Genomic DNA, 11,857 nt, shown 5'->3' on the forward strand with positions numbered 1-11,857 from the left:
CAGGGGTAAGGGGAGGTCAATGCCCCATCCAGCGGTAGCGCAATTCCGGACGGCCCACCTGACCGTACTGCGGGGCGCGGGCGGCACGGCCTGCTTCGACGAGATGTTCGAGGTAACGGCGGGCCGTGATACGGGAGATGCCGATCTCCTCGGCGGCCGCGGTGGCGCCGAGGCCGCCGGGGGCGGCGCGCAGCGCGTCGGTGACCAGGCGCAGGGTCGCCGCGGTCAGCCCCTTGGGCAGCGCGGCGGGCTGCGGTGAGCGCAGGGCCGCGATCGCCCGGTCCACCTCGTCCTGTCCGCTGGCCTCGCCGGCGGCCGCGCGGAAGGCCGCGTACCGCAGCAGGCGGTCGCGCAGCGTGGCGAAGGTGAACGGCTTCAGCACGTACTGCACGACACCGAGCGAGACGCCCTCCCGGACGACGGCCAGTTCCCGCGCGGAGGTGACGGCGATGACGTCGGCGCCGTGCCCGGCCGCCCGCAGCGACCGGACGAACGTCAGGCCGTGCCCGTCCGGCAGGAACAGGTCCAGCAGGATCAGGTCGACGCCGTGCTGGTCCAGGTGCCGCCGGGCCCCGGCGACGGAACGTACCGTGCCCGACACGGTGAAGCCGGGCACCCGGCCCACGTACAGGGCGTGCGCGTCCGCCGCGACCGGGTCGTCCTCGACGACGAGCACCCGCAGCGGTGGCGGCACGGCCTCCGGGCGTGCGGCGCTCATCCGGCCCCGCCCGCTCCGGCAGTGACGTTCCGGCCCGTTCCCGTCGTGGCGTCCGCGGCCCGCAGCGGCAGCCGCACCGTGAACTCGGCGCCGCCCTCGGGCGCCTCGCCCACCCGCACGGTCCCGCCGTGCCGCCGTACGGCCTGCCGTACGAGCGCCAGTCCGAGCCCGCGGCCAGCGCCGCCCTTGGTGCTCCACCCCCACCGGAACACGTCCTCGGCATCCGCCGCACCCCGTACGCCGCCGCCGTTGTCCGCCACCCGCAGCAGCAGTTCCCCGCCGTCGGCCAGCGCGGTGACCCGCACCCGGGCGCCTTCCGGCGCCGCCTCGATCGCGTTGTCCAGGAGGTTGCCGAGGACGGTGACGAGGTCGCGCTGGGGAAGGGACGCGGGCAGGACGCCGTCGTCGATCCGGCTGTCGGCGGTGAGTTCCAGCTCCACGCCGTGTTCGTTGGCCTGGGCGGCCTTGCCGAGGAGCAGGGCGGCGAGGACGGGTTCGGCGACCGCGCCGACGACCTGGTCGGTGAGGGCCTGGGCCAGTTCCAGTTCGGCGGTGGCGAATTCCACGGCCTCGTCCGTACGGCCCAGCTCGACCAGGGAGACGACGGTGTGCAGCCGGTTGGCGGCCTCGTGCGCCTGGGAGCGCAGTGCCCGGGTGACCCCGCGTACGGAGTCCAGTTCGCCGGAGAGCGCCTGGAGTTCGGTGTGGTCGCGGAGGGTGACGACGGTGCCGCGCCGCTCGCCGCCGGAGACCGGCGAGGTGTTGACGACCAGCACCCGGTCGTCGGTGAGGTGGAGTTCGTCCGTGTGGGGGGCGGGGGAGAGGAGGGTGTCGGTGAGGGGCGTGGGCAGGCCGAGTCCGGTGACGGGCCGCCCGACGGGGTCCCCGCGCAGGCCGAGGAGTTCGCGGGCCCCGTCGTTCAGGAGGGCCACCCGCCGCTCCCCGTCCAGCATCAGCAGCCCCTCGCGTACCGCGTGCAGCGCCGCCTCGTGGTAATCGTGCAGGCGGCTCAGTTCGGCGGCGTTCATGCCGTGGGTGTGCCGGCGCAGACGCGCGTTGACGAGGTAGGTGCCGAGTCCGCCCAGGGCCAGCACCCCGGCCCCGACGGCGGCCAGGGTCAGGACCTCCCGCCGCAGCCCGTCGCTGATCGTCTCGACGGTGATGCCGGAGCTGACCAGGGCGACGATGCGGCCGCCGTCCTCCCGGTCGCGTACCGGCGAGATGACCCGTACGGAAGGGCCGAGGCTGCCCAGGTGCGTCTCGGTGTGGGTCCGGCCGGCCCGGGCCTCCGCGGTGCGGCCGAGGTAGGTACGGCCGATGGCGGACGGCTCGGGGTGGGTCCACCGCTTTCCTGCCGTGTCCATGACCACAATGAAGTCGACCCCGGCGTCCCGCCGCAGCCGCTCGGTGTACGGCTGGAGCTCCGCGGTGGGATCGGCCGAGCGCACCGCCCGCGCCACCGCGGGCGCGTCGGCGACCGCCGCGGTCACCGCCGTCGTCAGCCGCCGCGCGGTCTCCTCGGCCTGCCGCCCGGCGCTGACGTACGCGAAGACGGCGTACCCCGCGACCACCACGCCGACCAGCACCACCTGCACGGCGAACAGCTGCCCGGCCAGACTGCGCGGCCACCGCACGCGCGGGCGGCGCACGACCGTCGCACCAGGTGCTGGGCGCGCGCTGCGCGGCGGATCCCCCCGTCGGGAACGTGGCATGGGCGACAGTCTGCCCGTTCCTTGACGCGTGAACGAAATGCACGCAAGGGTGACGGGCGCCACAACGGCGTGCATAGTCACCGGGACTGTTCTGCGTACGGGCCGCGTACCGGCACGACACGGGCCGGATACGGGTTGCAGAGCCGCAGACCGGCGCAGGACCAAGGACCGAGGAGTCAGCCGTGGCCGCACAGACCCCACCGCCCGGGGGCACGACCGAGGAGACCGCACCGCACAAGAAGCGGGACCGGACGCATTACCTCTACATCGCCGTGATCGTCGCCGTGCTCGCCGGCATCGCCGTGGGCTTCGCCGCCCCCGGCTTCGCCGTCGGGCTGAAGCCGCTGGGCACCGGCTTCGTGAACCTGATCAAGATGATGATCTCGCCGGTCATCTTCTGCACGATCGTGCTGGGCGTCGGCTCGGTCCGCAAGGCCGCCAAGGTCGGCGCGGTCGGCGGCCTGGCGCTGGGCTACTTCATGGTGATGTCCACGGTCGCGCTGGGCATCGGCCTGGTGGTGGGCAACATCCTGGAGCCCGGCTCCGGCCTGCACCTGACCGAGTCGCTGCGGCACGCGGGACAGGCCCAGACCAAGGGCGGCGCCGAGTCGACCACGGACTTCCTGCTGGGCATCATCCCGGAGACGCTGGTCTCCGCGCTCACCCACGGCGAGGTGCTGCAGACGCTGCTGGTGGCGCTGCTCGTCGGCTTCGGCCTCCAGGCCATGGGCGCCTCCGGCGAGCCCGTACTGCGCGGCATCGGGCACCTCCAGCGCCTGGTCTTCCGCGTGCTGTCCATGATCATGTGGGCCGCGCCGGTGGGCGCGTTCGGCGCGATGGCCGCGGTGGTCGGCGCGACCGGCGTGGACGCCCTCAAGTCGCTCGCCGTCATCATGGTCGGCTTCTACGTGACCTGTCTGCTGTTCGTGATCGTCGTGCTCGGCACGCTGCTGCGCCTGATCGCCGGGGTGAACATCTTCGCCCTGCTGAAGTACCTGGGCCGGGAGTTCCTGCTGATCCTGTCCACCTCCTCCTCCGAGTCCGCGCTGCCGCGGCTGATCGCGAAGATGGAGCACCTGGGCGTCAGCAAGCCGGTCGTCGGCATCACCGTGCCGACCGGCTACAGCTTCAACCTCGACGGCACCGCCATCTACCTGACGATGTCCTCGCTGTTCATCGCGGAGGCGATGGGCAGCCCGCTCTCCATCGGCCAGCAGATCTCGCTGCTCGTCTTCATGATCATCGCGTCCAAGGGTGCGGCGGGCGTGACGGGCGCCGGACTGGCGACGCTGGCGGGCGGTCTCCAGTCGCACCGCCCGGAACTGGTGGACGGCGTCGGCCTGATCGTCGGCATCGACCGCTTCATGAGCGAGGCGCGGGCGCTGACCAACTTCGCGGGCAACGCGGTGGCCACCGTCCTCGTCGGCACCTGGACCAAGGAGATCGACAAGGCCCGGGTGGGCGAGGTGCTCGGTGGACAGCTGCCCTTCGACGAGCGGACGCTGAGCCCGGACGGGCACGGGCCCGACGGCGGGGCGGCGGCCGCGCCGGAGCAGCGCGCCGACGGGTCGAAGGAGCCGGTGAAGGTCTGAGACCCGAGACCCAGAAATAGGGGCCTCGGCGGGTGCGCCCGCCGGGGCCCTTCCGCGTTTCCGCCCGCCCGCGCGTCAGCCCGCCGCTGCCGCCCCGGCGGGCGCCCGCGACCCCCGCGACTCCTCCGCCGTCCGTACCGCCTCCGCCGCCCGCTCCGCCGGTACGCCCGACGCGGCCAGCACCGTCTCCGCCGCCGCGTGGCCGGCCACCTCCGCGCTCAGGTCGCCGTCGTTGACCGCCTGCATCAGCCCGAACAGCGTGTGCTCGTGTACGTGCGCGAGTGCGCGCGGGGTGAGCGGTGACCGGAACAGGCCCGCCTCCAGACCGCGGGTCAGGATGGTCGTCGCCCGGCTGCGTACGGGCTCCAGGCGGGTCCGGATACCCGCGTCCGTGACGCTGCACTGGGCGAGCGAGACCAGCAGCCGGTAGCGGTCGGCGCACTCCCACGAGGCGAGGGTGGCCCGGGCCAGCGCCACGTCGGCGGGCTCGGACGGGTCGGCCGTGCCGTCGGCGAAGGCGGTCGTCACATCGTCGACGGCGGCGTCCGTCAGCGCGGTGATCAGCGCCTCCCGGCTCGGGAAGTGCCCGTAGACGGTGCGCCGCACCACCCCGGCGGCGCGGGCGATCTGGTCCATGGTCGCGTCCGGGTGCCGCAGCAGTTCGGCCAGCGCGATGTCCATGATCCGGCGGCGGTTGGCGTGGGCCCGGCTGGTGAGTGCGGTCATGGCGCGGCGGCTCCTCGGTCGGCGGACGCGTGCGGTCACGGTCCCGCTCTCCTCTCATTTTGCACATCGCTGTGCAGCGACGTAAATTGCACACGGCTGTGTAATTGCACAGCCATGTGCAAGATCGTGCGCGCGGACGCGCGCCACCACGAGCATGGGGAGAGACAGGGGTGAATCGGGTGGCTCCTACGGAGACCCGGCCGGTCCAGGACACGGACCGGCCCTATACGAAGCGCTGGTGGGCACTGGGCGTGCTGTGCCTCAGCCTGCTGATCATCGTGATGGCGAACACCTCACTCACCGTCGCGGCCCCCGACATGACCGCCGACCTGGGCCTGAGCAGCTCCGACCTGCAGTGGGTCATCGACGCCTACACCGTCCCGTACGCCGCGCTGATGCTGATGCTCGGGGCCGTCGGCGACAAGTACAGCCGCCGCGGGGCCCTCGTCCTCGGCCTGCTGGTCTTCGCCGGCGGCTCCGTCGCGGGCGCCCTGGTGGACAGCTCCGGCGGCGTCATCACGGCGCGCGCCGTGATGGGCGTGGGCGCGGCCATGATCATGCCCGCGACGCTGTCCCTGCTGGCCGCCACCTTCCCGCGCGGCGAACGCGCGCTGGCCATCACCATCTGGACCGCGACCGCCGGACTCGCCATCGCCGTCGGCCCGCTCGTCGCCGGCGCGCTCCTGGAGGACCACGGCTGGTCCTCGTCCTTTCTGATCAACGTGCCGGTCGCCGCGCTCGGCATCATCGGCGCGCTGCTGGTCGTCCCGGCGTCCAAGGCAGGACACAGCGACCGCCTCGACTACGTCGGCGGCCTGCTGTCCGTCGTCTGGGTCGGCGCCCTGATCTACATGCTCATCCAGGGCCCGCACTTCGGCTGGGACGCCCGCGCCATCGGTGCCGCGGTCGCCGCCGGCGTCGGCCTGGTCCTCTTCGTCGTCTGGGAACTGCGCCACCCGCGCCCGGTCCTGGACGTACGCCGCTTCGCCCACCGCGGCTTCGCCGGCGCCAACCTCGCCGTCGCCCTCTTCTTCCTCGCGGTCTTCGGCGCGTTCTACTACCTCACCCAGCACCTCCAGTTCGTCCTCGGCTACTCCCCGCTGGACACCGGCATACGGATGCTGCCGCTGGCCGGCGCGGTCTTCGTGGGCGCCGCGCTGACCGGCTTCCTGACGCCGCGGCTGGGCATGAAGGTCACGGTCACCACCGGCATGGTCGGCGGCACGGCCGCCCTCGCCCTGCTCACCCGCGTGGACGCCGGTTCCTCGTACGGCGACTTCCTCGCCCCGCTCATCATCCTGGGCCTGGCCATCGGTCTGTCCCTGTCACCGTGCACGGACGCCATCATGGGCGCCTTCCCCGAGGACCAGCTCGGCGTCGGCGGCGCGGTCAACGACACCTCCATCGAACTGGGCGGCTCGCTCGGCATCGCCATCCTGGGCTCCGTCCTGGCGAGCACCTACTCGTCCAAGCTCTCCGGCGCGGCGGCGTCGGCCGCGGCACACGGCGGCCCGAAGCTGCCCGGCAGCGCCCTGGAGACCGCGCAGGACTCGGTGGGCGCCGGGCTGGCGGTCGCCAAGGAGGTCGGCAAGCAGGTCGCCCAGGGCGCCGCGCCCAAGGCCGGCCCGGAGAAGGCCCAGGCACTCGGCCTCCAGCAGGCCCAGGCGGTCGCGGACGCGGTGCGCGGGGCGTTCTCCGACGCGGTCGCGCACACCAGCCTGATCGGCGCGGTCGTGCTGGGCGTGGGCACGGTGCTGGTCGCCGTCCTGCTGCCGCGCCGCCGCCGTACGCAGCAGCCGGACACCGGACCGGAGGCCTCCCGCGCGCCGGTCACGGCGGGCAGCGGCGGCACGTCCACGCGCGGCTGAGCGGCTGCGAACGCGCACGACGAACCCCGGCGGCCAGTGCCGCCGGGGTTCGTGGCGAGCTCAGGACTGGGCCTGGTGGATCTTCCAGTCGGCCACGTCCGAGCTGCGGTTGAAATAGGCGTTGGTGCACAGGTCGTACCGGGCGTCCGTGAGCGTGCTCGTGTGGTTGGTCTCCAGGAAGCCTCCGTTGTCCCCGTACAGGTTCCACAGGTGCACCACGTCGCCGGTCCGGACGTTCTGGTCGGCGGGGTCGGAGGTCCGCGCGAAGATCCGCCAGCGCCCGGTGCCCTGGGCGCGGTCCCTGGCCTGGGACGTGGACACGTCGTACTTGGCGCCGGCGTTCTTCTGCTCGTCCCTGGCGTGACCGTTGGTGTCCAGATAACCGCCGTCGCCGCCGTAGAGGTTGCGCAGGTAGATCACATCGCCGCTGACGACGGGCTGACCGGCGGTCTTGCCGGCGGCGGAGAGGACCTCCCAGGTGCCGGTGCCCTTGCCCCGGGTGGGCGTGGCGGCCGTCGCGACCTGGTACTTCGCTCCCGACGCGCTGCTGTGGCTGTTGGTGTCCAGGTAACCGCCCTGCCAGCCGTTGTAGCCGTTCTGGAGGTGGATCTGCGCGCCGTACCTGAGCTCGTTCGCCATCGGGCCTCCCTTGCTGGATGACCGCGAGTGCGGACCGCGTCCCGGCAGGGGCGGGGCGCCGCACGCGGTGGACGACTGCCCATCCTCGCGCCGGGACACGCAGCGCGGGCCAGGTTCGCAAGGTTGTCCAAATGGCGTCCGTGCCGGTTCCGGCCATGCGGTGCCGGCGGTCACCGCCGGCCGGGTGCACGGGCCGCCGGGCCGATTGTCAGTGGCAGATGCCACGATGCAATCGGCCCGGTGGTGGTGCGGGCGTGCGGGGCGGTGACGAGTGAGGGGTGGACGCTGATGGGGACGTCGGGCATGGGGCCGTTCGACAACGACGGGGCGAAGGATCTGCTGGACGACCTTGCCGCCATGCCGGAGGAGCGGCGTCTCGGCGCCCTACGGGGCGTGCTGTCCACCGCCGCCGCCGAACGGGACTATCTCGAAGCCCCGGAAGGCCAGATGGCCGTGGCCGCCGCGGCCCTGACGGCCGCCGCCCGCTCCGGGAGCGCGTGCCCGGCCGTTTCCGCGTACGCCCCGGACCTGACGGTCCCCGAACCGCCGCCCCAGCTCGCCGTGCTCGCGCTGCACGCCCTGGACCGGGTGCTCGCGCCGGAGTCCGAACTGGCCGAGCTGTGGGACGGGACGGACGGCGGCCAGGAGTGGCTGGCGCACCTGGCCCGCCTGCGCGCGGAGCTGACCGGGGACGCGGACCGGGGAGCCGGCCGGGGACCCGGACCGGTCCCGCGCCCGTGAGCGGCCACGCCATGCCCGGCGCCTGCCGTGCGTCCCACCGGTCCCGCGCCTACGGTTGACCGCGGAGCGTCACCCGCACCGGCGACCGAGGAGGACCCGTGGAGTACCGCACGCTCGGGCAGTCGGGCCTGAAGGTGTCCCGGCTCGTGCTCGGCACCCTCAACGTGGGCGCGCGCGAGCAGTTCGCCCAGATCGGCGGGCTCGGCACGGACGAGGCCCGCCGGCTGTTCGACATCGCCCTGGACGCCGGGGTGAACATGATCGACACCGCGAACATGTACTCCTTCGGCCAGGCCGAGGAGATCACCGGCGAGGCGCTGCGCGGCCGGCGGGACGACGTACTGCTCGCCTCGAAGGTCCGCATGCAGGTCGGCGACGGGCCCAACGAGGGCGGATCGTCGGCGTACAGCGTGCTGCGCGAGGTCGAACGCAGCCTGCGCCGGCTCCAGACCGACCACCTGGACCTGCTCTATCTGCACCAGTGGGACGGCCAGACGCCCATCGAGGAGACCCTGACCGCGCTGGACCGGCTCGTCGCCGACGGCAAGGTCCGCTACGTCGGCGTCTCGAACTTCAGCGGTTGGCAGATCATGAAGACGCTCTACACCGCGCGGCTGCACCGCCTGACCGCGCCGGTGGCCCAGCAGGTCTACTACACCCCCGAGGCCCGCGAGGCGGAGTACGAAATCCTCCCGGCCGCCCTGGACCAGGGTCTGGGCACGCTGGTGTGGAGCCCGCTGGGGGAGGGGCTGCTCAGCGGCAAGGTCCGGCGTGGACGGCAGGTGCCGTCCACGACCCGGCAGGGCACCGACTGGCCCGAACCGCACGTGGTCGACAAGGAGCGGGCCTACGACATCATCGACGCCCTCGCCGAGGTCGCCGAGGCGCACGGCACGTCCGTACCGAGAGTCGTGCTCTCCTGGCTGCTGGGCCGCCCCGGCGTCACCGGCCTGGTGATCGGCGCCCGCAACGAGGAGCAGCTGCGCGACAACCTCGCGGCCACCGGTCTCACCCTCACCGAGGCCGAGACGGCACGGCTCACCGGACTCTCCCAGCTGCCCGCCTACTACCCGTACTGGCACCGCGTCATGAACGCGTCCGACCGCCCGGACCCGGCCGAGGCGCCCTTCCTGGACGGCTGGAAGCAGGCCATGGGCGGCTGAACGGGCCGGGGCCGGGGCATGACGGCCCCGGCCCCGGAAAGCCGCGCTCCGTCACACCGGCCGCAGCCAGACCGTCGCCAGCGGCGGCAGCACCGGCGTGATCGACGCCGGCCGCCCGTGCCACGGTACGGACGCGTCGGGCACCAGCGGCTCGGCGCTGCCCACCCCGCTCCCGCCGTACCGCGCCTCGTCCGTGTTCAGCACCTCCCGCCAGGCCGGCACGTCCGCCGGCACCCCGAGCGGATACGCGTGCCGCACCACCGGCGAGAAGTTGGCGACCGCCAGCAGCGGGGTGCCGTCCGTGCCGTAGCGCAGGAAGGCGAAGACGTTGTCCTCGCTCGCGTCGCCGACGATCCAGGAGAAGCCCTCCGGCACGGTGTCCTGCTCCCACAGCGCGGGGGTGTCCGTGTAGCGGCGGTTCAGGTCGCGGACCAGGTCCCGTACGCCCCGGTGGTCGGGCTCGGCCGAGTACGACGGGTCCAGCAGCCACCAGTCGGGCCCGTGCCCCTCCGCCCACTCCGCCCCCTGGGCGAACTCCTGCCCCATGAACAGCAGCTGCTTGCCCGGGTGCGCCCACATGTACCCGAGGTACGCCCGCTGCGTGGCCCGCTGCTGCCACCAGTCACCGGGCATCTTGGAGACCAGCGACCGCTTGCCGTGCACCACCTCGTCGTGCGAGATCGGCAGCACGTAGTTCTCCGAGTACGCGTACACCATCGAGAACGTCATCTCGTTGTGGTGGTACTTGCGGTGCACCGGCTCCTTGCCCACATAGCCCAGCGAGTCGTGCATCCAGCCCATGTTCCACTTCAGCCCGAAGCCCAGCCCGCCGAAGCCGCCGGGCCCCGCATGGTGGGTGGCGCGGGTGACGCCGTCCCAGGCGGTGGACTCCTCGGCGACGGTGACGACACCGGGGCAGCGCCGGTAGACCGTCGCGTTCATCTCCTGGAGGAAGGCCACCGCGTCCAGGTTCTCCCGGCCGCCGTGCGCATTGGGCGTCCACTCGCCGCTCTCCCGGGAGTAATCGAGATAGAGCATCGAGGCGACGGCATCCACCCGCAGCCCGTCGATGTGGAACTCCTCGCACCAGTACACCGCGTTGGCGACCAGGAAGTTGCGCACCTCGGCACGGCCGTAATCGAACTCCAGGGTGCCCCAGTCCGGGTGCGCGGCCCGCGCCGGGTCCTCGTGCTCGTACAGCGGCCGCCCGTCGAACTCGGCCAGCGCCCAGTCGTCGCGCGGGAAGTGCGCCGGCACCCAGTCCATCAGCACGCCGATGCCGGCCCGGTGCAGCGCGTCGACCAGATACTTGAAGTCGTCGGGGGTGCCCATCCGGGCGGTCGGGGCGTAGAAGCCGGTGACCTGGTAGCCCCAGGACCCGCCGAAGGGGTGCTCGGCGACCGGCATCAGCTCGACGTGGGTGAAGCCCAGGTCCGCGACGTAGGCGGGCAGCTGCTGGGCCAGCTGCCGGTACGTGAGACCGGGACGCCAGGACGCCAGGTGCACCTCGTAGACGGAGAACGGCGCCGCGTGCACCGGGCGCTCGGCGCGCCGCTCCAGCCATGCGGCGTCCTGCCACCGGTGGTGCGAGGTGTGCACCACGGAGGCGTTGGCGGGCGGGCACTCCGTACGGCGGGCCATCGGGTCGGCGCGCAGCGTCTTCGAGCCGTCCGGCCGGGTGATCTCGAACTTGTACAGCTCGCCCTCGCCCAGTCCCGGCAGGAACAGCTCCCACACACCGGACGAGCCGAGCGAGCGCATCGGGAAGCCGGTGCCGTCCCAGTAGTTGAAGTCGCCGACGACGCGCACGCCCAGGGCGTTCGGCGCCCAGACGGTGAAGCGGGTGCCGGTCACCTCCTGGTGCACCATCGGCCAGGCGCCCATCGCCTGCCACAGTTCCTCGTGGCGGCCCTCGCCGAACAGGTACAGGTCCAGTTCGCCGACGGCGGGCAGGAAGCGGTACGGGTCGTGCACGGTCACGACGTTGTCCTCGTACGAGACCAGCAGCTCGTACTCCGGGATCGCGGAGAGCGGGATGACGCCGCCGAACAGGCCGTCGCCCTCGTCGTGCAGATCGGCCCGCAGGCCCTTGGCGACGACGGTGACCGCCCGCGCGTACGGGCGCAGCACGCGGAAGAGCACGCCGCCGCGCACCGGGTGCGCGCCGAGCAGGCCGTGCGGGTCGTGGTGGGCACCGGCCAGCAGCCGGTCCCGGTCCCCGGTGCCGAGCGGCGGCGCGGTCCGGACGCCACGGCTCCCGCCGCTGGGCTCCGGGGCGGGGCCGGGGTGCGTGCCGTCGGGCCGGGTGCCGTCGGTCTGCGTGCCATCGGTCTCTGTGCCGGCGGTCCGAGCGCTGTCCCGGCGCGCGGCGTGGGACCGCTCCGGCAGGGGCTCGCCGTGGTCGCGCTGGTGCGGCGGCCGCTCGGCGGTCCCGCCAGGGTCACCGGACCGGCCGGTCCCGTCGGCGGAAGCGGCCCCGTCGGGCCCGGCAGGATCGTCCCGCCCCGGCAGGAAGGTCGCCGGTACACCGGGCCGGCCGGCGGTTGCCTCCGGGGACTCGCCCCGGACGGCCGTGCCACGGGCGGGCGCGGGTTCTTGCGATGGGCGGCGGGACGACGAACGGGCGGTCACGAGAGGAGCCTCCTCGGCCAGATGTCAGAGATCAGGGTGTCTGGGATGCGGGGGTCTGGTGCGCGCC

Annotated in this window: 9 protein-coding genes; 4 read left to right on the forward strand and 5 right to left on the reverse strand. The window is 73.2% G+C overall.

The annotated features are described in order from the left end of the window. Positions 1-16 precede the first annotated feature (16 nt). Complete coding sequence (locus ACZ53K_RS11855; protein WP_468834312.1) at positions 17-718, reverse strand: response regulator; 702 nt, start codon at positions 716-718, stop codon at positions 17-19. Continuing rightward, on the reverse strand, positions 715-2,367 hold the full coding sequence (locus ACZ53K_RS11860) for a sensor histidine kinase (RefSeq protein WP_468834315.1): 1,653 nt from the start codon (positions 2,365-2,367) through the stop codon (positions 715-717). Before ACZ53K_RS11860 ends, ACZ53K_RS11855 begins: the two co-directional genes overlap by 4 nt. Positions 2,368-2,612: 245 nt before the next feature. Between ACZ53K_RS11860 and ACZ53K_RS11865 the strand changes: the two genes are divergently transcribed. Then, positions 2,613-4,022: a cation:dicarboxylate symporter family transporter gene (locus tag ACZ53K_RS11865; protein WP_468834317.1), complete on the forward strand. Its 1,410-nt coding sequence runs from the start codon at positions 2,613-2,615 to the stop codon at positions 4,020-4,022. A 75-nt stretch (positions 4,023-4,097) separates the two neighbouring features. Here the strand turns inward: ACZ53K_RS11865 and ACZ53K_RS11870 are convergent, their stop codons facing one another. Further along, positions 4,098-4,748 (reverse strand): TetR/AcrR family transcriptional regulator, encoded by a 651-nt coding sequence (locus tag ACZ53K_RS11870; protein WP_468834319.1) that lies wholly within the window; start codon positions 4,746-4,748, stop codon positions 4,098-4,100. 179 nt (positions 4,749-4,927) lie between these two features. Here ACZ53K_RS11870 and ACZ53K_RS11875 point away from each other — a divergent pair, with 179 nt between their 5' ends. Continuing rightward, entirely contained in the window at positions 4,928-6,616 is a 1,689-nt protein-coding gene (locus tag ACZ53K_RS11875) for an MFS transporter (protein WP_468834321.1), read from the forward strand. A gap of 60 nt (positions 6,617-6,676) precedes the next feature. Here ACZ53K_RS11875 and ACZ53K_RS11880 read toward each other — a convergent pair whose 3' ends face one another. Next, positions 6,677-7,255 carry a hypothetical protein gene (locus ACZ53K_RS11880; RefSeq protein WP_468834323.1) on the reverse strand — a complete coding sequence of 193 codons (579 nt, stop codon included), beginning with the start codon at positions 7,253-7,255 and terminating at the stop codon, positions 6,677-6,679. A 288-nt stretch (positions 7,256-7,543) separates the two neighbouring features. Here ACZ53K_RS11880 and ACZ53K_RS11885 point away from each other — a divergent pair, with 288 nt between their 5' ends. After that, positions 7,544-7,996, forward strand: a complete 453-nt coding sequence (locus tag ACZ53K_RS11885; protein WP_468834325.1) for a DUF4259 domain-containing protein — start codon at positions 7,544-7,546, stop codon at positions 7,994-7,996. A 98-nt stretch (positions 7,997-8,094) separates the two neighbouring features. Beyond that, complete coding sequence (locus tag ACZ53K_RS11890; RefSeq protein ID WP_468834328.1) at positions 8,095-9,159, forward strand: aldo/keto reductase; 1,065 nt, start codon at positions 8,095-8,097, stop codon at positions 9,157-9,159. Positions 9,160-9,210: 51 nt separating this feature from the next. On the opposite strand, the gene glgB is transcribed toward ACZ53K_RS11890, so the two are convergent. Beyond that, positions 9,211-11,790 carry a 1,4-alpha-glucan branching enzyme gene (gene glgB / locus ACZ53K_RS11895; protein ID WP_468834329.1) on the reverse strand — a complete coding sequence of 860 codons (2,580 nt, stop codon included), beginning with the start codon at positions 11,788-11,790 and terminating at the stop codon, positions 9,211-9,213. Positions 11,791-11,857 lie beyond the last annotated feature (67 nt).

This window comes from Streptomyces sp. NPDC033221, assembly GCF_055577005.1.

Coding starts and splice junctions, on each gene's coding strand:
- ACZ53K_RS11855 (WP_468834312.1), bottom strand. CDS start 718: ATGAGCGCCGCACGCCCGGAGGCCGTGCCGCCACCGCTGCGGGTGCTC.
- ACZ53K_RS11870 (WP_468834319.1), bottom strand. CDS start 4,748: ATGACCGCACTCACCAGCCGGGCCCACGCCAACCGCCGCCGGATCATG.
- ACZ53K_RS11880 (WP_468834323.1), bottom strand. CDS start 7,255: ATGGCGAACGAGCTCAGGTACGGCGCGCAGATCCACCTCCAGAACGGC.
- ACZ53K_RS11885 (WP_468834325.1), top strand. CDS start 7,544: ATGGGGACGTCGGGCATGGGGCCGTTCGACAACGACGGGGCGAAGGAT.